Below are 24,659 nucleotides of genomic sequence, written 5' to 3'. Positions count from 1 at the left end.
GATTTATAAGTTAAAAAATGGCGCCAATTGGCGCCATTTTTATTTAATACGTTGATGACTACTTAGTTAAATCATCAAAGAATTTTTTCACACCATCAAAGAAACCTTTTTCTTTTGGGCGGTTTTTAGAACCATCTTTACCCATGGTTTGCTCTAACTCTTCGAGCAGCTCACGTTGACGTTCATTTAAGTTAACAGGTGTTTCGATCACAACTTTACAAATTAAATCACCCACTGCACCGCTGCGTACAGATTTTACGCCTTTACCACGCATGCGGAACATTTTTCCCGTTTGACTCTCTGGTGGTATTTTTAACTTTGCACGGCCATCAAGTGTCGGTACTTCAATTTCGCCACCTAAAGCCGCCGTTGTAAAGCCTATTGGTACTTCACAGTATAAGTTATTGGCTTCTCGAACAAAGATTGGATGTTCACGTACAGATACTTGCACATATAAATCACCGGCGGGTGCTCCATGAGCCCCCGCTTCACCTTCGCCAGATAAACGAATACGGTCGCCCGTATCAACACCCGCAGGTATTTTTACTGATAATGTTTTTGTTTTCTCTACGCGGCCTTGACCATGACAGCTATTACATGGATCAGAAATAATTTGTCCTGTACCGTGACAAGTAGGACAAGTTTGTTGTACGGCAAAGAAACCTTGACGCATTTGAACTTGGCCTGCGCCATGACAGGTTGTACATGTTTTTGGTTTAGAACCGGGTTTAGCGCCACTGCCATCACACGGTGAACAGCTCACCCATGTTGGAACTTTAATTTCAACTTCTTTACCACGAACGGCTTCTTCTAAGCTTAGGTCCATGTTGTAACGTAAATCGGAGCCTCGTTGCTGACGAGATTGACGACGTCCGCCGCCACCGCCGCCAAAGATGTCGCCGAAAACGTCACCAAAAATATCTCCAAAATCACCCTGACCACCGCCACCAAAGCCGCCGTGTCCACCACCGCCACCTTGTTCAAATGCCGCATGACCATATTGGTCATACATTTGGCGCTTTTGATTATCGGTTAAAATTTCATAAGCTTCTTTTACTTCTTTGAACTTATTTTCGAGCTCTTTATCACCGGCGGTACGATCTGGATGATATTTCATCGCTAAGCGTTTATACGCTTTTTTAATGTCTCTTTCGCTGGCATCTTTAGCCACACCAAGAACTTCATAATAATCGCGTTTTGACATATCTATCACACTACTCTTTTTGCTACTGCAGCTTTGCTGCGGATAAACCGATAAATCATATCGATTTACCATTGAATTGTTTTAATTTTTTATGCACGTTTTAACATGCAAAAGGCGCGTTAAGCTTTAGCCTACGCGCCTCATTCGTTCATCCTAACTTAAACACCACATTTAGTCATGGTGTTTAAGTCAGTGAGAAGCGTCAGCAACAATTACTTGTCGTCTTTAACTTCTTCGAACTCTGCATCTACAACGTCATCATCTTGCTTAGCTGACTGTTGTGGTTGCTCACCAGCGTCACCGCCAGCTTGTTGTGCTTTAGCTTGTGCGATTTCCATCAATTTCTGTGACTTTTCTGCAAGAGCTTGAGTCTTCGCTTCAATCTCTTCTTTGTTATCACTCTTGATTGCTGCTTCTAGGTCAACAACAGCCGCTTCAATTGCGTCTTTGTCTTCACTAGGTAGTGCATCGCCAGCTTCTTCGATTTGCTTACGTGTACCGTGAACCATTGCATCTGCTTGGTTGCGAGTCGCTACAAGCTCTTCGAATTTTTTATCTTCTTCAGCGTTAGCTTCTGCATCACGAACCATTTTTTTCAACTTCTTCGTCACTTAGACCTGAAGACGCTTGAATCGTGATTTTTTGCTCTTTACCTGTATCTTTATCTTTTGCTGATACGTGTAAGATACCATCCGCATCTACATCGAAAGTAACTTCGATTTGTGGTGTACCACGTTGTGCTGGACGAATTCCTTCTAGATTAAATTGACCTAGAGATTTGTTATCGCTCGCACGTTTACGCTCACCTTGTAGTACGTGAATTGTAACCGCTGCTTGATTGTCTTCAGCTGTTGAGAATGTTTGCGATTTCTTAGTAGGAATCGTCGTGTTTTTCTCAATTAGCGCAGTCATTACAGAACCCATTGTCTCAATACCTAAAGATAATGGAGAAACATCAAGTAGTAGTACGTCTTTAACGTCACCTGCAAGTACGCCACCTTGAATCGCAGCACCTACAGCTACAGCTTCATCAGGGTTAACATCTTTACGTGGCTCTTTACCAAAGAACTCAGCAACTGTTTTTTGCACTAATGGCATACGTGTTTGACCACCAACAAGAATAATATCGTTGATGTCACTTACAGATAAATCAGCATCAGCAAGAGCGCGCTTAAGCGGTTCAATTGACTTAGTTACTAAGTCTTCAACTAATGACTCAAGCTTAGCACGTGTTAATTTCACGTTCATATGCTTAGGACCTGTTGCATCAGCAGTTACATATGGAAGGTTTACTTCAGTTGATTGTGCTGATGACAGTTCAATTTTCGCTTTTTCAGCCGCTTCTTTAACACGTTGCATTGCAAGTGGATCAGTTTTCAGGTCAATGCCTTGATCTTTCTTGAATTCTGCAACCAAATAATTGATTACACGGTTATCGAAATCTTCACCACCTAAGTGAGTGTCACCGTTTGTAGCAAGTACTTCAAATGTATGTTCGCCTTCAACTTCATCAATTTCAATGATTGATAAATCGAAAGTACCACCACCTAAATCATATACTGCAACAACGTTTTCACCTTTGTTTTTGTCCATGCCATATGCAAGTGCAGCGGCTGTTGGCTCATTGATGATACGTTTAACTTCAAGACCCGCAATACGACCAGCATCTTTAGTTGCTTGGCGTTGTGAATCATTAAAGTATGCTGGTACTGTGATAACGGCTTCAGTTACTTCTTCACCTAAGAAGTCTTCCGCTGTTTTCTTCATTTTTTTCAGTACTTCAGCTGAGATTTGTGGTGCAGCGCGTTTTTCACCGCCGGCTTCAACCCATGCATCGCCATTATCAGCTTTGATAATTTGAAAAGGCATGATGCCGATATCACGTTGCACTTCTTCGTCTTCAAAACGACGACCAATTAAACGCTTAATCGCAAATAGTGTGTTAGTTGGGTTTGTCACTGCTTGACGTTTTGCAGGTTGACCAACTAATGTTTCACCATCTTGCGTGTACGCAATGATTGATGGTGTTGTGCGATCGCCTTCCGCATTTTCAATTACGCGTGCTTTATCGCCATCTAGTACTGCCACACAAGAGTTAGTAGTACCTAAATCGATTCCAATAATTTTACCCATGAATCTTCTCCAACTTCAAAATTCGTTAATACGTTCGATGACTAGTTAATAGGGATGCACCAAACTGAATTCAACTGTAAAAATAAAAAAAAGTGATTTTTTGTCATTTATTTTGCAAATAACCCTATTGAGAGTGTGGATTGGTGTTTTTTATAGCAAAAACGTTGCTTTTCACAAGTGGTCTGAGGAGTTTTAGTGTGATATAAATCTATAAAGCACATATTTATTTACAAAAGGAATGACCATGCATTTTGATGAACTATTAAATAGCGCGGCTTCAATTGGCAAAATGTCAGTCGAACAACAAAAAACGGCCACCATGCAGTTTCCTGCAAACTGGTGCCAAGGTCGCACCGCATTTGGTGGGTTATCGGCCTCTTTATTGTATCAAGCCATACGTCAACAGATTGAGCCTTCACGTCGCCTACTGTCATTAAGTACTAATTTTGTTGGCCCCTTATTAGCTGATACCGATTTTTCTTTGCACATTGAGATACTCCGTGAAGGTAAAAACAGTACTCAAGTATTAGCAAAAGCTGTACAAAATGGACAAGTCAGTGTCATTGTTCAAGGCTGTTTTGCTAAGTCTCGTGATTCGGGAATTCATGTTCCTGTCTGTAAAGAAATGACCCTAAAGCCAGTTGACCCTCGTTATATACTGCCTTTTCAATCTGGTGCGATGCCGGAGTTTTTTCAACATGTCGATTTATGTCCGCAGCAAGGGGGTATGCCATTTGTTGGTGCTGACACATCTCATTTGGGTGGTTGGATGAGGTTAAAACAAATGCCGAGTGCATTAAATGAAGCGCATATAATTGCATTAACTGATGCATGGCCGCCTACGCTTTTACAAATGTTCAAGCAACCTGCTCCTGCTAGCAGTATGTCTTGGTACTTGGAGTTTGTACAACAGCCACATCTTGAGCCTGGGCAATGGCTCGGTTTTGAAGCAATAACACACCACTGTAAAGACGGATATGGTTTGGAAGATGGTTGCATTTGGTCACAATCCGGTGAGCTTATTGCGCTAACACGACAAACTGTTGCGTTATTTGATTAAGTTTGGTTTAGTAATTTTTGCATAATCACTGCCATCAAATTCCATAATTGCATGGTATTCACCACTTTGAATGATATGGGTCAGGCCCATATCAAAGGTTTCCTGTAACACTTTATTATTAAAATAAGCTGGCCGAGGAGATTTGACAAAAACTGGATGAATCGTCACTTTTTTAACTTCATGAGATTTCTGATATTGCTGCAAATAATATAAGAAGATCCGTTTTTCTAATACAACAACGTCAACCCACTCTTTCATCAAGTGATCAACTTGTGCTTCTTGATTAGCGACTTCCTCATAATGATTTAGTTTCGCAGTTATGGTCTCATAGGGTGGTGATATGAATGCCGTAGCGTTTTGAAAAGCGAGTACACTTTTTCCTAATAGATCATAAACCGAATTAATTTTGAAATTATTAGCCGCTAAACTAACCGCAACATTTTGATAAAATAGCAGGTTCTGGCTGGGGTAGATGCCATTTACTCGCGTACCAGCATAATTCACTGCCACATCCACTTCAAGCTGCTCTAGTGAATATTCTACACGTTTATTAGTCATATATATAATATCTAAGTCAGTGATACCTTGGCTTTTAAACGCAGATTTGATTATTTCTAACTGTAGACCCGTATCATCATGGCTAAAAACATAAGGTGGTAAAGATGGGCTAACTGCCACTGTTATACGATTGTCAGGTTGCGGTGCAGACAAACCAAAAACGTTTAGACTTATTCCTGTTATAAAGATAAAAATTAAGTACTTCAAAATGAGCCCTTGGATTATATAATGTTATCTATATTGCACATGCACAATTATTTTGTATCTCAACTTAGAAAAGCAATAAAAAATCATATAATTGTATTTCGCCATTATTTGATGCAAACTTTGATAACTTTCTTACTTTATTAGGTTATTGATTTGCAAACAGCTTGCCCTAACTGTGATCTAATTATCGACATCCCTGAAGTTGGCGCAAAGCAAATGGCTGTATGTCCACATTGCCATAGTAAGCTCGGTGCCGCAAATATAAACTACGATGCTAGAATTGTTGCATTGTGCTTAAGCGCTCTTTTAATGCTATTAAGTAGTATGTTCTATCCTTTTATTTCATTTAGTAGCAGCGGCATAACTCAAACAATTACTTTACCTGATGCTGCTAGAATTTTATTTAATTACGATAGTGATTTACTTGGCCTATTTATAGATATCAGTATCATCGGGCTACCAATGACATTGCTCACTCTTTTAATACCATTGCATTTAGGTATTTTAAAAGTCTTACCTTATGGTATAGCAAAACGATTACTTAAATTTACGTTAGCGCTTGAGCCTTGGATCATGTCAGAGATATTTTTAATTGGTGTGCTCGTGAGTATGGTCAAAATAATGTCTATGGCAGATATAAGTTTTGGTGTTAGCTTTTGGGCTTATATTGCCTTCGTAATTTTTTATATTGCTGCGCTTGCCCATTTAAATCGTGCTCGTTTATGGGATCAAGTAAAGCCTGTTGAAGCTATCAATGAAGCAGAGCATAGCCACAGAGCTATCGATAATAACATCAGCGCCTGTCATGTTTGCCACCAGCTATGTAACGATAAGTATTGCTCACGTTGCCATACTAAAACCCATGTACGTAACCCCCATAGCATTCAAAAGGCCACGGCATGGCTTATCACTTCAGTCGTTTGTTATATACCCGCCAATTTATTTCCAATTATGTATACAACGAGTTTAGGCGACCAATCTCCATCGACCCTCATTGGCGGTGTCATTGTGTTATGGAAAGCTGGTTCATACCCTATTGCTATGATTATATTTCTAGCAAGTGTTGTCGTACCTTTAGCGAAAGCATTAGTATTGAGCTTTCTGTGTTATATAGTCAGGCACCCAGTAAATAATCAAACTAAAAGGTATACTAAGGTTTACCAATTAACTGAATTTATTGGTAAATGGTCTATGATTGATGTATTTGTTGTTGCTATTTTAGTAGCCTTAGTACAACTTGGTAATCTGATGTCAGTGACCCCCGGTGTAGGCACCATATTTTTTACCGCTATGGTGCTTAGCCAAATGATGGCTGCCCATGCGTTTGACCCACGACTTTTGTGGGACTCACCTAACAACGAAAAAAAATAGTAATTAGAGATTACCCATGAGTGAAACTGCAACAGTAGAAAAAGAACCTACAATATCCGCTATCTGGATAATACCTGTGATCGCGTTACTTGTTGGTGCTTGGATGCTTTATCAATATCAAGCGAATAAAGGGGCAACCATTTTTATTTCAATGCCTCATGCCGAAGGCATTATTGCAGGTAAGACCGAAATTAAAGTACGCAGTGTGAAAATTGGTCAGGTTGATCATGTTCGTCTTTCCGATGATAAAAATAGTGTTATTGCACGCGCACAAATTGATAAGCACTACGATAATTTACTTACTGAAGATGCTAATATTTGGGTTGTTAAACCGCGGATTGACGAAACAGGTATTAGTGGCATGAGTACACTTTTATCCGGAGTCTATTTAGAATTTGCCCCAGGTGAAAGTAAAAAAACCAAAGAACGATTTACGCTCCAAGATGAGCCTGCACTGATAGCTAAAGACGTCAAAGGTGGACGCTTTACTTTACTTAGTTATAACGCTGAAGTACTTGATGTAAGTACCAGTATCTACTTTAAAAACTACAAGATAGGTCAAGTTGAGACTGCTACGTTTGATTGGAAGAATCAAGCTATGAAATACGGGATTTTCATCAATGAGCCATATCAAAACCTTATCACAGTCAACTCTATTTTTTGGGTCAATGCAGGTGTTGAAATAGACCTATCTGCCGATGGTATTAATGTTAATACAGGGTCTTTGAGTAAATTGCTTAAAGGAGGGATTTCGGTTGGTTTGCCAGAACAACAAGCCCCGGGTGATGTTGCCAAAGATGGCCATGGCTTCTCATTAAGTAAAAGCTATAAACATGCATTAGAAGAACGATTTTATGATTTTGATTATTATTTAATAGAATTTGAACAGTCTATTCGCGGTTTACGCCCAGGTGCACCAGTAGAGTACAGAGGCATGCGAGTCGGTACCGTTGTAGAGGCACCATCAAATGTAATGATTGATGGTGTTCCTGCTCATTTTAAAACAGATAATACCGCTGTTCCTGTACTTGTTAAAATAGAATATGGCAGGATTTACCATAACAGTGATCAAGCACGTGATTTTTGGAAAAAAGCGTTGATGGTTGGATTAAAAACGGATTACGAGCATCACTCAAGCCTGGCAACTTACTAACAGGTGCGGTGTACGTAGATTTTGATATATATCAGGATGCGCCTGAAGCGCAACTAACAATGCTGTCGCAATACCAAGTATTCCCGAGTATTTCCAGTGGTATTACGGTCCTTGCGGATCAGGTCTCAGATGTACTTAATAAGGTTAACAATTTAAAAATTGAGGATAGCCTTGCTCAAATCGAGTCAACTTTCAATGATTATCAAGCGCTAGCTAATGAAATGCGTGAATTGTTGAATAAAAAAGATACACAAGATTTACCAGGCGATATCAATCGTAATTTTGCTGAAATGACTAAAAGTATGCAGCAGTTTGATGTCACCATGAAACAGTTTGAAAAAACCATGGCAAGCTATCAACAAGGTTCTCAATTTCATCATCAGTTACAACAAACGTTATCTGAATTTAAACGCTTAAGCGAAGAGCTACAGCCTCTTACCCGTGGTCTTAACGAGCAGCCTAATATGTTTATATTTGATAAATCATTACCTGCTGATCCAACGCCGAGGAAACAATAATGCAGATTTCATTTTTAGCAAAAGCACTTAGTATTGCAGGGTTTGCATTAGTAGCCGGTTGTAGCCAATCGTTAAATGCGCCCGTTGACTATTATCAATTTGAGCAAACTATTCAGCCAATGGCACGTACCAGCACAAATACTCAAGCACAGCTACGTATAAATACAGTCACTTTGCGTGGCGCACTTAATAATCGTGGTATAGCAATGAAGCTAGACAATAACCAAATTTCTGCGGCTAATTATCATTTGTGGAGTGAAGCACCAGATATCATGTTAACGGCCAGTGCACATCAAACCTTATTTACTGAGCTGACAAACTGGATGGTAGTAAAAGGCTTGCCCGTGATCACCGATACAGATCAACAAAGCTTTTATGAAATCGAATATGAAATTCATCACTTTAATGGCGATGAATATGGTAATGCTGACATCTCAGGGCTATGGCGTTTGTACCACACTGAGTTTGAGACAGGCAGGGCGTTAAAAGAAATACATTATTTTAGTGAAATCACACCGTTAATCGATGATGATTATGAAGGGCTTGTAGCCACCCTAGAGCAAACGTGGCAAACCGTTAACTCGCAGGTGGCTAAAAAATTAAAGGCCATGTAGCCCGTTAATTGTTAAAATATACGCAAACTGGTTGTTTATTTTGACTGGTAAGTACATCGCCTCGTTTAATAAATGCCAGTTTGTTTAATACTTGTTGGGATGCTTTATTTTCATTGGTTGTAATTGCCGCAAGAGATGGAAAACGGTTACTCATTAGCTTTATTAAACTTGTACAGGCCTCAGTTGCATAACCATTACCAGTGAATTGTGCTAAAAATGCATAACCTATATCTGGAACTTGTAAATAGTCACGTTGGAATAAGCCGACGATACCAATGGCGGTTCCATCTGCAAGCATTACCACATAAGGCCCGAATCCTTGTTTTTGTTGAGCATCAATGAATTCAGTTTGAATGTAGTCCGCAGCTTGAAGGTGTGTATTAATACCTTTATTACCGATATATTCATAAAAACTAGACTGATTAAGAAGTGTTAAAATAAATTCAGCATCCGTTCGCTGCCCTGAGCGAATTATTAAACGTTGAGATTTCGTAATAATCATAACTTCACTTCTTTAAAACAAATAAACCTCGCCATTGCGAGGTTTATTTAAGCACTTTGAGGGTTAGCTAATTTGTACTATTTGCTTACCTGTAAAGCCACCTTGAAGTTGCTTATTAAGCGCCGCTGAAACACTCTTCGCATCAAAATCAACAGCAATAATTTCAGGGATAGTCAAAGAATTATTAGCCATGTTTTCAAGCAATAAATTACCCATAAAGCTCATTCTTTGTTGTGCACATAAACTGTTAGCCAACCATGCACCACCAAGCGAGACAATGCCAATATTAGGTGCGCGACGATACATTAACTCTTGTTCAAACTTAGGCAATGGATTTAAACAGGCTATGCGACCGCAAAAGCGCATTAATTCGACGTTGCGAATCGTGGTATCACCACCAATTGAATCAAGCACCGCATCAAAGCCTTGTGGCCCTAACTCTCGACGTATTTTATCAACCAGCTTTTTATCGCTGTAATCAAATACCATATCTGCGCCAAGCTGTTTAACCAGTTTGTGGTTACGTTTACTAGCCGTCGTAAATACGGTAGCCCCTCGCTGCTTTGCAAATTGAATCGCAAATTGCCCAACGGCACCGCCGCCCGCTTCAATTAAAATTGAATCACCTTCACTGAGTTGTAATTTATCAAGTGCCACTAAGGCTGACATACCAGCACAAGGAAGTGTAGCTGCATGGCTTGATTTAACATCATCAGGAATAACCGACACTGCAAAATTAGGGACTTTCACATACTGTGATAAAACCCCCTGCTCTCCCACGTTGCCATGAAACATAACCCGAGCACCCACACAGGGGAATACACCTTTGTCAGCTTTTACGACTACACCCACTGCATCTAAACCTAAAGTATGTGGGTATTGCCACTTACAAAAACCTTGTTTTGCAAACTGTGCATCAACTGGATTTAACCCCACATACTCTACTTTTATAAGCAGCTCATTTCCCGTGACTTCAGGCACCGGTAACTCGAGCTCAGATAACGTTATCTGCTCATTAGGTTCTTGTAGTACAATTGCCCTCATTGAGGCTGGGATTGTTGATAAAATATCAGTATGTGGCATTAAAAACTCAACTTTACTTAATTAACTAACGCATAGCTCCAACGTCCATTAAAAACTTGATAAGTATCAACCTTAGCAAGTAATGATGAAATTGTTGAATCCACCGCATTTTCTTGTGCTATTAAAACATCCTGTCGCGCATCTAACAACTCTAAGTAAGGTATTTGCCCTTCTTGATACATAGCTTGCGCTTGTAAGAATGCATTATTAGCATAGCTAAAGCGCTCTTTCGCATAGCGGTTCTGCTCATTCTGTTTGACCAAAAGTTGCAGTGATAGTTCACTTTCACTCATCGCATTTAATACCACTTGTTGGTATTGACTATAAGCCGCTTGCGTTAAATATTGCTGGGCATCACGCTGGGCTAATAATGCTGGATAGCTCAATAATGACCACTGTATTTGGGGTGAAACCTGCCATTGCTGCTGTGTATTAGAGAGCTGATTATTGCCCAAGCTTATAACGCCTGCAAAAGCTGTAAGGCTTATATCAGGCAATAACGCTTTACTTGCCGCAACACTAAATGAATTCGCTTGACTAAATTCAAACAAAGCACGGCTGATATCTGGGCGTAACGCAATTGCATCGCTTGGGCTTGTTAAACTCACCGTAAAATCGCGCGAAAATAAACCGCTCTCATCATCTAGCAATAAATCACCGGGTAATTCGCCTGTTAATAACGCCAATGTAGCTAAATCGCGAAACCGAGCATATTCAATCTCAGGTATTAAAGATTGTTGTTGCTTTAATTGAGCTAAAGTGCGATTTAAATCAAGTTCACTGGCAACCCCTTCTTCTACTCTCGCTTTTAGTACATCAATACTTTGTGTCAGTGCCTCTATTTGCAGATTAATAATTTGCTGTTTTTGTAAATTACCTTGGTAACTAACAAAACCTTTAACAACCGATGACACAACCTTAATTTGTAATGCTCTCACTTGTTCTGCTTGGCTCATCGCGCCTGCATTCGCGCCATCAACCAATGCCGTCACTTTACCAAATAAATCAAGCTGCCAGTCAAGGTTAACACCTGCTTGTGATTGGCGTGATTGCACGCCACCTAAGCTCGTACGTGATGCATCAACACTTACATTACCTTGAGGTAAATACGCAGCTCGTTGAGCACCTAAACGCGCTAACGCACTTTGTAACTGTAATTGACTAGTTTTTAAATTATAGTTGCTAGCACGCGCTTTAACGACTAATTCATTTAATTGCGTTGACTCTAACTGCTGCCACCACGTAAGCTCATCTGTGCCTTGTAATTGCGATGCTATTTGCGTTTGCGCTACAAATGATTGCAAATCAGCTTGGTATTGCTGCTCATCAATTTTGCTGGCGCAACCGCTTAACAAACCCGCTATTGCAACAGCGGCTAACGTTAACTTACTCATTAATTTGCTCCTGTGGTTGAGCTTTACGGGTTTTAGTCACCAAAATATAAAATACAGGTGTAAATAATAAGCCAAATACCGTCACCCCTATCATTCCTGAGAACACAGCGTTACCCATAGCATGGCGCATTTCAGCGCCTGCACCTGTGGCTAACACTAATGGGATAACCCCAGCGGTAAATGCAATTGAAGTCATTAATATTGGGCGCAACCGCATACGGCATGCCTCTAATATGGCATCAAAATGACTCATATTTTGCTTCGTTTTGTCTCTAGCAAATTCAACCATTAAGATGGCGTTTTTCGATGCAAGGGCTACCAATACAATTAATGCAATTTGGGTGAAAATATTATTATCATCACCCACTAACCACACTCCCATTAATGCTGAAAAAATCGTCATTGGTACTATTAAAATAATTGCCAGCGGTAAACGTAAGCTTTCATAGGTTGCTGCAAGAACCATAAATACTAATAACACGACCAGAGGGAAAACATACACCATAGTATTACCTGCTAAAATCTGCTGGAATGTCACCTCAGTCCATTCATATTCTATTCCTGTTGGTAAGGTGTCGGCTAAAATAGCTTCAATAGCATATTGTGCTTGATCAGAACTATAGCCTGGTGCAGGACTGCCGTTAAGTTCAGCGCTTGGGTAACCATTGTAATGCATTACTCTGTCAGGCCCTGTTGTTGGTGTAGCCGTTAATACAGAGCCAAGCGGTACCATTTTTCCTAATTTATTACGTACCTTAAGGTTTAAAATTTGTTCAGGGTCTAATCTATAATCAGCATCCGCTTGTGCGTTAACCTGATACGTTCGACCAAATAAATTAAAATCATTTACATACATAGAGCCTAAATAAACTTGTAACGCGTTAAATACTTCGTCTAATGGAATACCTTGTATAAGCGCTTGCTCACGGTCGATATCAATATCCATTTGTGGAACTTGAATTCTAAAGCTTGAGTACAAGCCCATTAGCGCAGGATCTTGTTGCGCTTTACCGATAACTGCTTGCAGGCTATTAAATAATGCTTCAAACCCTTTATTTCCACGATCCTCTATTTGCAATTTAAACCCACCGGTAGTGCCTAATCCTTGAATTGGCGGTGGCGGGAATACAGCAACAAATGCTTCATCTATGGCAGTAAAGCGCTTATTAAGTTGCGCGGCAATAGCCATCGCAGATTGACTTGGATCAGTGCGTTCACTAAATGCTTCAAGCGGAGTAAATACAATTGCACTATTTGGGCTGTTAGTAAATCCATTAACCGAAAGTCCCGGAAATGCAACAGTGTTCGCAACTCCTGGCACTTGCAGTGCAATTTCTTGCATTTGTTTTACAACCTCTTGAGTACGATCAAGGCTTGCTGCATCAGGTAGCTGAGCAATTGAAACCAGATACTGTTTGTCTTGCGCTGGAATAAAACCGCCTGGTACGGCATCAAACAACTTAATCGTACCGCCTAATAAAGCAACATATGCAACCATGACGATAACGCTCATCCGCATCAACTTTTGTACTAATTTTTGATAGCCATTAGCACCTTTATCAAATACGCGGTTAAATGGCTTAAATAACCAGCGACCAAATAAACGGTTTAATAAACGCGTTAATGCATCAGGCTTTGCATCATGACTTTTCAGTAACAATGCCGATAAAGCCGGAGACAGTGTTAGTGAGTTAAATGCTGATATCACGGTTGAGATAGTAATCGTTAACGCAAATTGTTTATAAAATTGACCCGATAAGCCACTAATAAACGCAGTAGGAATAAATACCGCACATAATACCAGTGCAATAGCAATAATTGGCCCGGTTACTTCTGTCATAGCAACACGTGTAGCTTCCAGTGGTGATAAGCCTTGCTCAATATTACGCTCGACATTTTCAACTACAACTATGGCATCATCAACCACAATACCTATAGCCAATACTAAGCCAAATAAAGACAGGGTATTGATAGACACGCCTAGCCATTGCATTACCGCAAAAGTACCAATTAAAGATACGGGCACCGCAATTAACGGGATTATCGAAGCGCGCCACGTTTGTAAAAACAGCACCACGACAATAACAACTAACGCTACCGCTTCAAGTAAGGTCGTAATAACTGCATCAATTGAGCCACGCACGAACACAGTAGGATCGTAAACGATGTCATATTCTACTCCTGCTGGAAAATCTTTAGACAACCGAGCCATAGTCTCACGCACTTGGTCTGACAGCTCAATCGCGTTCGAACCTGGACGTTGAAATATTGGCATAGCTAATGCCGGTTGATTATCAAGCTCTGCGCGTAATGAATAGGTATTTTGGCCTAAATCTAAGCGCGCGACATCACTTAAACGAGTTAACTGCCCCTGCTCTCCAACTTTAATTATGACCTGTTCAAACTCTTCAATACTATTTAATCGGCCTTTAACGTTTAATAATATTTGAAACTGACTATCTGTAGATGCTGGTTGTGCGCCTAGACTCCCCGCCGCGACCTGCTGATTTTGTGAGCGCAGTGCCGTAACTACATCCATTGCTGTCAATTCTCGTGCGGCTAATGCATCAGGGTTCAACCACACACGCATAGAGTATTGGCCACCTCCAAACAGTTTTACATCACCAACGCCTGCTAAACGAGCAATTTGGTCTTTAATATACAGATCGGCATAGTTTGATAAATACGCTGTATCATGAGTTTTCTCAGGTGAGTACAAATGCACGACCATGGTGAGATCTGGCGATGATTTTTCAGCCACCACACCTAAGCGCTGTACTTCTTCCGGCAAACGAGGCAGTGCACTGTTTACACGGTTTTGTACTTGTACTTGTGCGCGGTCTAAATCTGTACCCAGTGCAAAAGTAACCGTGAGCGTCATTCGGCCATCACTTGTGGCTTGAGAAAACATATACAACATGTTTTCTGTCCCATTGATCTCTTGCTCAAGCGGCGTTGCGACGGTTTGTGCAATTACAGTTGGATTTGCCCCAGGATAATTCGCCGTGACTACGACAGTCGGTGGCACTACCTCTGGGTACTCGCTAACAGGTAATTGGAATAGTGAGATTGCTCCTGCGATTAAAATCACTAGCGACAACATAGCTGCAAATATAGGCCGTTGAATAAAAAAATGTGAAAATTTCATTGCTTATCCTACTTCTTAGCCATTAATACAGGCGAAGCTGTTGGTTTTAAAGTAAACGCAATACCCGTGGTATCCAGCTCGACATTGTTTGGCGTAATTGGCATACCCGGACCTACTCGAGCAGGTCCATTCACAGCAATAACATCAGAGCCAGACAACCCTGAAGTGATAACTCTAAAGCGGCCATAACGCTCACCAACAGTCACTAACTTATATTCTAAAACATCGTTCTCGCCGACAGTTAATACAAAACGGTTTTTCAAATCAGTACCAATTGCTCTATCTGGAACAATAATGCGTTCTTGTACTTCGTTTGCAGCCAACTTAATACGCGCAAATGAACCTGCACGAAGTGGTGATTTTTGCTCATCAAAACGTGCTCGAACACGAAGTGTGCCGGTCGCAACATTGATCTGATTATCAATAAAATCAATGTAGCCTGTGTGCTCAAATGCCTTTTGACCAACCCTTTGCATTACAACCTGTTGCTTATCGGAGCTAGTTACCTCACTGAATGAGCTATTCCAAGTACGTTCATCTACATCAAAATACGCGTACATTGTTTTATTCGATACAATTGAGGTTAAAATTGACTGGCCTGCAAGTACGTTATTGCCTTTGGTAATATTGGCGCGAGACACAATACCGTCTATAGGTGAGCGTATTTGGGTAAACTCTAAATCCAATTTAGCTGACGTCAATTGTGCTTCATAAGCCGCTAGCTGTGCTTTACGTTGATGCAAAGTCGAAGTACGTGACTCAGCTTGCTCAGTTGAAATCGCTTTACGCTGTGTTAATCGCTCAGCTCTTTTTGCTTCACTTTGCGCTTGTTCTAATGCAGCCTGAGCACTAGCCACTTGCGCCTCTAAGCTTGCAACTACCGCAGCAAACGGGCGAGCGTCTAACTCAAATAATAAATCCCCCTGCTTCACTGTATCCCCTTCATTGAAAGTGATTTTTTCGATAACACCAGCTACCCGCGGCATTAATGAAACCTCTTCGGGGGCTTCTAGACGGGTGGTATATGTATGCCAACTCTGCACAGGTTTCGTAATAACAGACGCTACATCAATAGGTTGTAAGTGTTGTTGCGATGCTTGTTGAGCAGGCTCTTCAGCACAGCCAACCAAGGTGGCTGATGCTGCTAAAATTGCAGTGGCGATTAAGTGTTTGTTCATGTCGACGCTCCTTTTGTATATATTTTTAATACTACGGAAGTAACATGCGGACAAAAACCATAGATTTTTAAATTCATTAATGCCAATATGGCATCAATTGAATTTAATTGAGCATATTATGGATACCACGAGTCGTTTATTAATGTTGTTAGAAGTTGTCGAGCGTGGCTCATTTGCCAAAGCGGCAGAAACCCGCAATATAGACCGTTCAGTTATTTCAAAACAAATAAGCCGCTTAGAAGATGATTTGGGAGTACGCTTACTGAACCGAACTACCCGTTCATTCTCGCTAACGGCAGCGGGTGCCGAAATGATAAAAAAAGCAGCCGATCTCAGAGAGCTGCTAGGCGAGACCATTCGTTTAGCAGAAAACTACCATCAAGAGCCACGAGGTGTACTTAAAATTACCTCATCGACCATTATTGGTAGGCGCTACTTACAGCCAGTAATTAATGATTTTCAAAAACGTTTCCCCAAGTAGAGGTAGAGCTAAGACTCGACGACAAGCTTGTTGATTTAGTCTCTGAGGGGTTTGATTTAGCGTTTCGTGTGGGGGAGCCAAAAGACTCATCGCTTATTGCACGCAAAATTGCTCGTAATAGGCTGCTATTGCTAGCAGCGCCAGAGTTTATAAATACCTATGGCATGCCAAAAACAATTGAAGATTTAGCAGACTTGCCCGCTGCAAGTTATTCAAGTTCATCATTGCGTGTAGAAGGCGTTCGTTATATTGACCAAAATGGCGATACTCAAGAGCAAAAAATTAAAAGTGTATTTAGAGCCAATGACGCTGAAGTGTTAGTTGAAAAAACGCTTTCAGGAACAACGTATGTACTCGCCCCTGCTTTTATTATTGGAAACGAAATACAATCAGGGCGCTTAGTGCCATTACTTACAGACTTGAATCTTGCTCATTACAGTGCAATGTATGCAGTGTACCCACACCGCGACTTACCAGTTAGAACACGGCTTTTCTTTGATGCAATTCGCGAGCACCTGGGCAAAGATATTCCACTTTGGGAAAAGAACATCCCTGATTTTGAGCGAATGTATCAACCAACTTAACACACGTTTTCAAGTTGTGTTGGGTTAAGGTTTGGCTCTATAACGACTTGATTACGACCGTTGCGTTTTGCTTGATACAGCCTATCATCTGCCGCTCTTATTAATTGCTTCAAGCTACTTTGTGCTTGAAACTCAGCGACACCAATACTCGCCGTAAGAGAAATTGAGTGACCTTCAATTAAAAACTGATGCGCGGCTATACTACTACAAAGTAGTTCTGCTTCATTAGCTGCCAATTGTAATGATGAGTTCGGACTAAAAATAGCAAACTCTTCCCCACCTATTCTAAAAATTTTTGTTAAGGGCAATTTTTCACACATCAAATGAGTTACTTCGATTAATACCTTATCACCAACTGCGTGCCCAAACTTATCGTTAATGCGTTTGAAAAAATCCAAATCCAAAATCATGGTAACAAGACCATGCTTGTTTGTTAGTTCACTTTCAAAAAATTGGTTCATTGCAAGGCGATTTCCTACCCTGGTTAAAGGATCTAGTAATGCCAAACCTTCTAATCGTTTATATGAATTTTCACGGCTATTTTCAAATACATGGGCAACGACCCAAATTGCAACATAACTTAATGATAAATTGAGAAATAGATTTAATGTGGCAAAGGGTAGAATATCCTTTTTTGCCCATAAAGCAGTGCATTCAAGCAATAATAATAAACCAGATAACACACAGCCCCAGGGCGCGCCCAACAGCAAATAATATAATACCGGTAGAGTCAGCATCCAGACAAAAAGCGCATGTTTCATCATCGACAAATAGCTGCCCAAAACCACCAACACGGTAATACAAATGCAAATGCTCAATGGTTGCCATAGCGCGAGTTGCTTTTTAGATATGTAAATAAAAATACTCGTGCAATAAATTGCAAAAACACCCTCTAGAGCACCTAAAACAATAAAATCGTTTATAAAAACATTGAAGTAGGTAAATACAGTAGACAAAATAGCTAAGCACAGACACACCCACTTGAGTACTTTTGTACGTAACACCCGAGTACTATTAAAAGCCGAAATATCCATCAAAAAGCTTAATATTTTAATTATTAACCTAAGTGTAAACCGAATTAGCCATATCTCAAGGGTAAATAGCTGAATAAGCCAATAAAAATGAGGGTTTATTGTTATTGGCTTTTGCTCTTAGCTTAAATCACACTAAACTCAATATATTCAACTTACCCGATAATCAAGTCATCAATTTGCTCGATCATCTCATTAAACTTCTGATGAGCCTTTTTAATTTGCGCTGCGGACAAGGTAACCCTTAAATCAACCAATAGCTTGGCATAAAGTGCAAGGTTTTGTTCATCAGCCACATTCAACTCACTACTCATAAAAGCATGACGCTGAGTAATAATTCGCATCATATTTTCTGTAAACTGGTGTGCTGAAAGTAAGGGGTCAGAAAATGTATCAGCTAACGCATTTAGCCGTATTTGTTTGTATTGTTGCCACATTACAAACGTGGATATGTGTTGCTCATTAGCCTCAGTAATTAAACTAACTTGTTCAGTTGATAGTTTACCTAGCCAGTCCTTATACCTTTGCAGCTGCTCCTCTAAACGCTCGGCTTTTCTTTCTTTAGCTGTTTGCTCAGAAAACTCGTGTAGCTCTTCATCCATCTGCTCCTTAATTGCCTCGATAAAGTATTGACGTTGCTCAGGATCGAGTGTTATTGCGACATCAATGAGTGGTTGTGCAATTTTATTAACTAATGTCTGCCAATGACCTTTTGAATTGGTAAAATGCGTGATCAGTTCAGCTTGCGAAGGTGATTGCGCTAATAATTGCTGTAAATGGACAAGATCGCTCTTATACAAGGGTAACTGCGTTTTTCGGTGCCAATCACGAGTCTCCTTTACTAATCGCTTTATCGTTTTAGTTTGTTGTTTATCTAGGTCGACATAGTCGTCAATCCAAAACCCTGACAGCCAGCCTATATTGTTATAAGTAAAACTTGCCGAACAGCCACCCAATAATAGGATGAAAGCTAACAATAGCCCTGTTTTTAAATTTACTATTTTTTTCAACATGTATAATCAGCCTAAAGTATCTTTTACCTTACGTTAATCAACTTATTATGAACTGTAAACGATTGATTTTGACGTTATTGAAAATAATTATCATTTAACTATTGACCAACCAATTAAACTAAGTAATAATCGTTCGCATCAACATAGAATAACCCAACTCATTAAGTATAAAGCTTGATGTAATTAATGGGCAGTACCGACCTCAGTGCCTAGGGAAGAATAACCAGTAAGGATGCTGGACCTTTATTAACATGTTGATGAAGATCGTGCTTCTTCAATAAAGCGGTTTACTCGACCCAAGCCGCCGCATTAAAACACACTTACTTGCTACATTGCTCATATCGGTGACGGTTGATATGAACCCGAAAAGCCCCTCAGGGGCTTTTTTTATTGCTTTAAATTTTCTGTAAAATCTGTATCTTATCTACATAATTCTGATTATCAGCCATAGTTTGGGGTTTACCCTTACTTGGAGCTAAAATTAAACAGTTCAAATTGATTGGAGGTCTTGTCATGTGGCAGCCTAAATTAAAAATATGGTTAATGGTTGGAGCCTTGAGCTTACCGTGTGTAACTCATGCTGGCTTAGATGAAGGTATTAAAGCAGCGAATGAAGGTCAATTCGAAGAGGCATTAAAAGAATTTAATTATCTGGCTGATAAAGGCTATGCCCCTGGTATGTATGAACTAGGCAAACTTTATGAAGGTGGTCACGGCGTCACTAAAAATTACCGCAAAGCCGCTGACTTATATCAACAAGCAGTAAAAAAACGGCACGTAGACTCTATGTTTGCCCTCGCAGTTCTCTATGATGAAGGCAAAGGCGTTAAGCTAGATAAACAAATGGCGGTGTCATTATTTAAACAAGCAGCTGAAAAAAATCTGCCCGCTGCCCAATTTAATCTCGGTGTTATGTACTCAAATGGTGATGGCGTAGCTCAAGATTACAAACAAGCAATGAAATGGTACGAAAAAGCAGCTGGTAACAACTATTCTTTAGCGCAATTTAATATGGCACTTATGTACTTTGAGGGCTTAGGCGTAGATAAGAATATTGAAAAAATCTTACATCTGGAATACAGTGGCAGAATTTAATGGTAATTTAAATGCCAGTCACAGTAGAAAGTTAGACGAGCGAAAAATGTTACCCGCAGAAATCATTGAAGCAAAAGAAAAAGCCAATGAGCTATACGAGCGCATACAAGCTGGGCTATATGGCGGTGAAGGCCGACTTTATTAATAACGCACTGGTTGTACTGACGTCTTAGGGTCGTAAGTACAACCATTTAAGTGCTTTGACCAATAATTTATTATGTGTCAATAGTAAGTTCAGTCTTGGGTTGAATTTACCTGTGTGTAGTTTATTACGCACATGGCTAAAAGTTATAAACCCTTCTTTGCCATGGTAGTTGCCCATTCCCGACTCCCCTATCCCTCCAAATGGCGCATCATCAGAGGTGACTTGCAGTAAGGTATCATTAAACGCAAATGTTCCACTTTGAGTTTGTAGTTCAATCGTTTGAATAAGCTCAGAGTTATATCCCATTACGTACAAAGCAAGTGGATGCGGGCGCGCATTTATAAATGATACTACCTCGGAGATATTGTCATATCCTAATATAGGCAAAATAGGGCCAAAAATTTCTTCTTGCATTACGGCCATGCCATCATTCACATGTGTCACAATATGCAGACCCATACGGTGTTTTTGCTCATCAGCCATATTCTCATCAAGCGGCTTGACTACTTGCGCTCCGTTACCTTTGGCATCGTTAAGTAATTCACTTAATCTTTTAAAATGTTGCTGACTGATCACAGAGGTTAAATTTTTTCCTTCAACTCCTTGTGGGTAGTACTTTTTATACAAAGTACATAAGCTATGTATTAATTGGTGCTGCAAATTTTTTGGTACAAATATATAATCGGGAGCCACACATATCTGCCCAGCATTTGACATTTTACCAAATAAGATTGTTTTTGCTGCTTTGTTAATGTCTGCATCGCGGGTGATAATTACAGGTGACTTTCCACCTAGCTCTAAAGTTACCGGCGTTAGGTTTTTACTCGCCGCGGCCATAACATGACGCCCTACATTCGTCGAGCCGGTAAAAAATAAATGCGCAAAGGGCAAATTTGAAAACTCTTGACTTAACTGGGCATCGCCTTCAATTAACAAACAATGTGCATCTAGCCCTTCAATGAATAGCTGCTTTAATACTTGATTAGTATGCGGGGTAAACTCACTGACTTTTAATAAAACGCGATTACCGGCAGCCAATGCTGTGATCACGGGCACTAAAGCTAATTGAATTGGGTAATTCCAAGGAGCAATAACACCTACGACGCCTTTGGGCTGATAGCTAACCGATACCTTAGACGGTGCCAAGCTCAGCCCTGGATGACGCGGTGAATCCTTTACCCATTTTGGTAAGTGCTTAATTGTATGGGTTATAGCCTTAATACTGGGTAGTACGTCACCCATAACAGTATCAAAGGCAGTACGATAACCAAAGTCTTTTGAAGTAGCAGCAACCAAGTCGTTCTCAAGTGCAATAAGTTGACGCTTTAACTGTTTAAGTAAACGGATCCGTTCTGCAATTGCTAAATAAGGAGCTTCATTAAAGCGCTGTTGCATCTGTATAAAATGCGGCATTAAATCACCTGTCAGTGATGTATTCGTTGCATTTTCAGTCAAGCGTGTATCCATGAATAAGATTAATATGTAGACACTATAACGGTGTTTAAAGGTAGGGGCAATAAAGAGTGCTTAATATAAACTAAGCACTCTTGGTTGGGTAACTAATTGATTAAAAATCAAATACTGATGCGGCAATGGTCATAGTGACTAAAGTAATAAAAACAATTGCAATGATATTTAATACAAAGCCAGAACGTATCATGTCGCGTATTTGTATTTGTCCTGAACCGAATACAATTGCATTCGGTGGTGTTGCAACCGGCATCATAAACGCGCAACTACACGCTATGGCTGCAGGAATAACCCATACTAACGGAGTGCCTGTTACGGACTCAGCAACTGGGCCCAGTAAAGGTAAAAAGCCCGCTGCAGTAGCTGTGTTACTGGTTATTTCTGTAAGAAAGGTAATCAATGTAGCAATGACTAATATACTCAATACCAGCGGGATCGTACTCGCTCCCTCTATCATGTGTGCGATATATTCGGCCAAACCAGAGGATTTTATTTGTGCAGCTAACGTTAAGCCCCCACCAAATAATAGCAACACGCCCCATGGCACACCGGCGGCGCTTTTCCAATCTAAAATTCGCTCGTCACTGCCTTTGTTGGCAGGCAACACAAATAGCAATAATGCTGCGGCAATAGCGATACCTGTATCTGATATCTTTAAGCCTGCAAAATCAGCCAATAAGGGTCTAAAAATCCAACATAGTGCAGCCAGCGTAAATACGCATAGCACACCTTTCTCAGCGCGTTGAATTCGGCCAAGTTCTACTAACTGCTTGCTAAATAGAGACTTAGTATCAACTTTTCCTGCACCAAGTTTGGTCTTATCCACTTTATAAGCAAATTTGGTCAACCAAACCCAGCAAATCAATAACATGGTGATTGATAACGGCACGCCTATTTTCATCCACTGAGCAAAACCTATCTCTATTTGATAACTGTCAGATAAATATGCTGCCATTAAGGCATTCGGTGGAGTCCCAATTAGCGTCGCAATTCCTCCGATACTTGCACCATAGGCAATCGACAATAGTAACGCTTTGCCAAAGCCATTATTATTAGGGTTTGATTTTTGTACTAAATGCGTAATTGATAACGCTATAGGTAGCATCATCACTGCCGTGGCCGTATTAGACATCCACATAGATAAAAATGCAGTTACAAGCATCATGGCAAGAATTTGTAAACTAGGTTTACTGCCTGCATACATCATTGTCTTAAGCGCAATACGCTTATGAAGACCCCACCGTTCCATCGCAATGGAAATTAAAAAACCACCTAAAAATAAAAATATTAATGGGTGAGCATAGGGTGCAGCAACACTTTTAATTGCTGCTATGTCGGCAAGCGGCGAGAGCACGAGTGGTAATAATGCTGTTGCAGGTATTGGCACAACCTCACTGACCCACCACGAAGCCATCCAAAAAGCCAATCCTGCGACTCTAAAAGCTGCAACACTTAATCCTGTTGGAGGATCTACCAAGCAGGTAATTAACATAACACACGGTCCTAGCAATAGCATAAAGTATTGCATGAGGGGTGATTTCTTTTGATTATTACTAGTTAATACACTCATCACTTATCCTCTAAAATTTATACTTAAGGCCTAATGCAAGGCTGCTATCACTTTGTTGATCGAGGTCTAAATTTGTATAAAGCAAGTAAGCGGTTGTTTGCTTATCAAATACATAATCTACACCGCCAGTCCACTGGCTGCCATCAGTCGCATGGCGCAACTGCGAGTCATCACTAGCAAACTGTACTTTTGGTACCCATTGACCCATTTTGTAACTAGCACTGAGTACATAGCCATTACCCGACTTACTACCATCAAGTGATTCACTGCGCTGATAGATTGCACCAAACTGCCACTGCGCTTGTTTAAAGACACCCGCTATACGCGTAGCATTAATATTATTGAGGGAATCAACATGACTGATAGCCACATAGTAATTTTTATTTTTTAAACCACGATCACCATAAATTATTGTAGCTGCATACCCACCTTCGTTATTTGCACTGTCATCTTTAGGTGCATAAGTGAGAGATAGTTGTGCACCCGAAAACGATTTTGATGTGTAGGTTAGCGTGTCACCTAGTCTATCTTGCCCTGGTAAGAGCTGGGCAATATCAGCTTGAGTCTCATTAAAGTTATCTACTTTACCTTCAGAATACTTAAATTGCGTATCATTACGGCCAAAAACCACTTGACCAAAACTGCCCTTCAAACCCAAGTATGTATTACGCGCGCTGAAAGGTTCACTGGTATTATCGTGTTCAAACCCCTTTACCTGCACCTCATATTTAAAAATTGCACTGAGTGATTCACTCAGCTTATGACTTCCTTTAACACCAATACGAGAAAAAGGTGCATCAATCTGTGTGCCTTCTTGCGCATAGCGCATAGTACCTGTATCTGTTTTAGCTATTTGCACTTCAGCTTTGCCATAGATATCGTAGTCTGCGCCGTACGCTTGATAAGTAGCTGTTGAAGTAGTCAGCGCTGTAAAAATAGTCAGCGCGGTTTTATGGGGTTTATATTTTGTTATCATTGTGTGCCCTATTGTTAGGAGAATATGTTGTTCCTAATCAATAAAGGCAACTTTACTGCCAACGTGCACCAATTAAAATAACCAATTAATTATCAACAACTTGATAATAAAAACAAAATAAAAGATAAATTAATGGGTGGATTTACACCTATTTTTTTATAACGCCTGTCA

15 protein-coding genes and 4 pseudogenes are annotated in these 24,659 nt (G+C 40.3%); 6 read left to right on the top strand and 13 right to left on the bottom strand.

Translation table 11 applies throughout. The annotated features are described in order from the left end of the window. Positions 1-58: 58 nt before the first annotated feature. The gene (gene dnaJ, locus ACU8V8_RS07120) at positions 59-1,204 is read right to left on the bottom strand and encodes a molecular chaperone DnaJ (RefSeq protein WP_446889287.1); all 1,146 of its coding nucleotides are present in this window, start codon (positions 1,202-1,204) and stop codon (positions 59-61) included. A gap of 212 nt (positions 1,205-1,416) precedes the next feature. Then, positions 1,417-3,337: pseudogene (gene dnaK / locus ACU8V8_RS07115) on the bottom strand (molecular chaperone DnaK). A gap of 244 nt (positions 3,338-3,581) precedes the next feature. On the opposite strand from dnaK, the gene ACU8V8_RS07110 reads away from it, so the two are divergent. After that, on the top strand, positions 3,582-4,397 hold the full coding sequence (locus tag ACU8V8_RS07110) for an acyl-CoA thioesterase (protein ID WP_446889286.1): 816 nt from the start codon (positions 3,582-3,584) through the stop codon (positions 4,395-4,397). On the opposite strand, the gene ACU8V8_RS07105 is transcribed toward ACU8V8_RS07110, so the two are convergent. Continuing rightward, the gene (locus ACU8V8_RS07105; protein WP_446889285.1) at positions 4,386-5,162 is read right to left on the bottom strand and encodes a substrate-binding periplasmic protein; all 777 of its coding nucleotides are present in this window, start codon (positions 5,160-5,162) and stop codon (positions 4,386-4,388) included. The genes ACU8V8_RS07110 and ACU8V8_RS07105 overlap by 12 nt on opposite strands. 153 nt (positions 5,163-5,315) lie before the next feature. Between ACU8V8_RS07105 and ACU8V8_RS07100 the strand changes: the two genes are divergently transcribed. The 3 genes and pseudogenes from ACU8V8_RS07100 (at position 5,316) to ACU8V8_RS07090 (ending at position 8,818) form a co-directional block, all read left to right on the top strand. Beyond that, on the top strand, positions 5,316-6,533 hold the full coding sequence (locus tag ACU8V8_RS07100; RefSeq protein ID WP_446889284.1) for a PqiA/YebS family transporter subunit: 1,218 nt from the start codon (positions 5,316-5,318) through the stop codon (positions 6,531-6,533). Between the two features lie 16 nt (positions 6,534-6,549). Next, positions 6,550-8,204, top strand: a pseudogene (pqiB, locus tag ACU8V8_RS07095) (intermembrane transport protein PqiB). Beyond that, positions 8,204-8,818: a PqiC family protein gene (locus ACU8V8_RS07090; RefSeq protein WP_446889283.1), complete on the top strand. Its 615-nt coding sequence runs from the start codon at positions 8,204-8,206 to the stop codon at positions 8,816-8,818. The pseudogene pqiB and the gene ACU8V8_RS07090 overlap by 1 nt, the downstream one beginning before the upstream one ends. Positions 8,819-8,822: 4 nt before the next feature. Here ACU8V8_RS07090 and ACU8V8_RS07085 read toward each other — a convergent pair whose 3' ends face one another. The 5 genes from ACU8V8_RS07085 to ACU8V8_RS07065 all read right to left on the bottom strand — a co-directional run bounded on the left by ACU8V8_RS07085 (position 8,823) and on the right by ACU8V8_RS07065 (position 16,123). Continuing rightward, on the bottom strand, positions 8,823-9,320 hold the full coding sequence (locus tag ACU8V8_RS07085; RefSeq protein WP_446889282.1) for a GNAT family N-acetyltransferase: 498 nt from the start codon (positions 9,318-9,320) through the stop codon (positions 8,823-8,825). A gap of 63 nt (positions 9,321-9,383) precedes the next feature. Next, positions 9,384-10,403, bottom strand: coding sequence for a zinc-binding dehydrogenase (locus ACU8V8_RS07080; protein WP_446889281.1), 1,020 nt, complete (start codon positions 10,401-10,403; stop codon positions 9,384-9,386). 17 nt (positions 10,404-10,420) lie between these two features. After that, positions 10,421-11,797 carry a TolC family protein gene (locus tag ACU8V8_RS07075; protein WP_446889280.1) on the bottom strand — a complete coding sequence of 459 codons (1,377 nt, stop codon included), beginning with the start codon at positions 11,795-11,797 and terminating at the stop codon, positions 10,421-10,423. Then, the gene (locus ACU8V8_RS07070) at positions 11,790-14,945 is read right to left on the bottom strand and encodes an efflux RND transporter permease subunit (protein ID WP_446889279.1); all 3,156 of its coding nucleotides are present in this window, start codon (positions 14,943-14,945) and stop codon (positions 11,790-11,792) included. The genes ACU8V8_RS07075 and ACU8V8_RS07070 overlap by 8 nt, the downstream gene beginning before the upstream one ends. A gap of 8 nt (positions 14,946-14,953) precedes the next feature. Then, positions 14,954-16,123 carry an efflux RND transporter periplasmic adaptor subunit gene (locus tag ACU8V8_RS07065; protein ID WP_446889278.1) on the bottom strand — a complete coding sequence of 390 codons (1,170 nt, stop codon included), beginning with the start codon at positions 16,121-16,123 and terminating at the stop codon, positions 14,954-14,956. 118 nt (positions 16,124-16,241) lie between these two features. Between ACU8V8_RS07065 and ACU8V8_RS07060 the strand changes: the two are divergent. After that, positions 16,242-17,188, top strand: a pseudogene (locus tag ACU8V8_RS07060) (LysR family transcriptional regulator). Here ACU8V8_RS07060 and ACU8V8_RS07055 read toward each other — a convergent pair. Together ACU8V8_RS07055 and ACU8V8_RS07050 are read right to left on the bottom strand one after the other, a co-directional pair. Then, complete coding sequence (locus ACU8V8_RS07055; protein ID WP_446889277.1) at positions 17,185-18,222, bottom strand: GGDEF domain-containing protein; 1,038 nt, start codon at positions 18,220-18,222, stop codon at positions 17,185-17,187. The pseudogene ACU8V8_RS07060 and the gene ACU8V8_RS07055 sit on opposite strands and share 4 nt — an antisense overlap. A 152-nt stretch (positions 18,223-18,374) precedes the next feature. Further along, positions 18,375-19,232, bottom strand: coding sequence for a DUF6279 family lipoprotein (locus ACU8V8_RS07050; RefSeq protein ID WP_446889276.1), 858 nt, complete (start codon positions 19,230-19,232; stop codon positions 18,375-18,377). Between the two features lie 513 nt (positions 19,233-19,745). Between ACU8V8_RS07050 and ACU8V8_RS07045 the strand changes: the two are divergent. Further along, positions 19,746-20,472 (top strand): annotated as a pseudogene (locus ACU8V8_RS07045) (tetratricopeptide repeat protein). Between the two features lie 24 nt (positions 20,473-20,496). Here the strand turns inward: ACU8V8_RS07045 and ACU8V8_RS07040 are convergent. The 3 genes from ACU8V8_RS07040 to ACU8V8_RS07030 form a co-directional block, all read right to left on the bottom strand. Further along, entirely contained in the window at positions 20,497-21,939 is a 1,443-nt protein-coding gene (locus ACU8V8_RS07040; protein ID WP_446889275.1) for a coniferyl aldehyde dehydrogenase, read from the bottom strand. 100 nt (positions 21,940-22,039) lie between these two features. Beyond that, positions 22,040-23,512, bottom strand: coding sequence for an SLC13 family permease (locus ACU8V8_RS07035; protein ID WP_446889274.1), 1,473 nt, complete (start codon positions 23,510-23,512; stop codon positions 22,040-22,042). A gap of 10 nt (positions 23,513-23,522) precedes the next feature. Beyond that, positions 23,523-24,488 carry a porin gene (locus ACU8V8_RS07030; protein WP_446889273.1) on the bottom strand — a complete coding sequence of 322 codons (966 nt, stop codon included), beginning with the start codon at positions 24,486-24,488 and terminating at the stop codon, positions 23,523-23,525. Positions 24,489-24,659: the final 171 nt, after the last annotated feature.

The sequence above is a fragment of the Pseudoalteromonas sp. SaAl2 genome (assembly GCF_052947895.1).
Note: the sequence above shows the minus strand (reverse complement) of the source record. Positions and strands in the feature narration are given on the sequence as shown.

Excerpts from the sequence above, each read along its gene's own strand:
- dnaJ (WP_446889287.1), bottom strand. The coding sequence starts at position 1,204 with ATGTCAAAACGCGATTATTATGAAGTTCTTGGTGTGGCTAAAGATGCC.
- ACU8V8_RS07110 (WP_446889286.1), top strand. The coding sequence starts at position 3,582 with ATGCATTTTGATGAACTATTAAATAGCGCGGCTTCAATTGGCAAAATG.
- ACU8V8_RS07090 (WP_446889283.1), top strand. The coding sequence starts at position 8,204 with ATGCAGATTTCATTTTTAGCAAAAGCACTTAGTATTGCAGGGTTTGCA.
- ACU8V8_RS07085 (WP_446889282.1), bottom strand. The coding sequence starts at position 9,320 with ATGATTATTACGAAATCTCAACGTTTAATAATTCGCTCAGGGCAGCGA.
- ACU8V8_RS07080 (WP_446889281.1), bottom strand. The coding sequence starts at position 10,403 with ATGCCACATACTGATATTTTATCAACAATCCCAGCCTCAATGAGGGCA.
- ACU8V8_RS07075 (WP_446889280.1), bottom strand. The coding sequence starts at position 11,797 with ATGAGTAAGTTAACGTTAGCCGCTGTTGCAATAGCGGGTTTGTTAAGC.
- ACU8V8_RS07070 (WP_446889279.1), bottom strand. The coding sequence starts at position 14,945 with ATGAAATTTTCACATTTTTTTATTCAACGGCCTATATTTGCAGCTATG.
- ACU8V8_RS07065 (WP_446889278.1), bottom strand. The coding sequence starts at position 16,123 with ATGAACAAACACTTAATCGCCACTGCAATTTTAGCAGCATCAGCCACC.
- ACU8V8_RS07055 (WP_446889277.1), bottom strand. The coding sequence starts at position 18,222 with ATGGATATTTCGGCTTTTAATAGTACTCGGGTGTTACGTACAAAAGTA.
- ACU8V8_RS07050 (WP_446889276.1), bottom strand. The coding sequence starts at position 19,232 with ATGTTGAAAAAAATAGTAAATTTAAAAACAGGGCTATTGTTAGCTTTC.
- ACU8V8_RS07040 (WP_446889275.1), bottom strand. The coding sequence starts at position 21,939 with ATGGATACACGCTTGACTGAAAATGCAACGAATACATCACTGACAGGT.
- ACU8V8_RS07035 (WP_446889274.1), bottom strand. The coding sequence starts at position 23,512 with ATGAGTGTATTAACTAGTAATAATCAAAAGAAATCACCCCTCATGCAA.
- ACU8V8_RS07030 (WP_446889273.1), bottom strand. The coding sequence starts at position 24,488 with ATGATAACAAAATATAAACCCCATAAAACCGCGCTGACTATTTTTACA.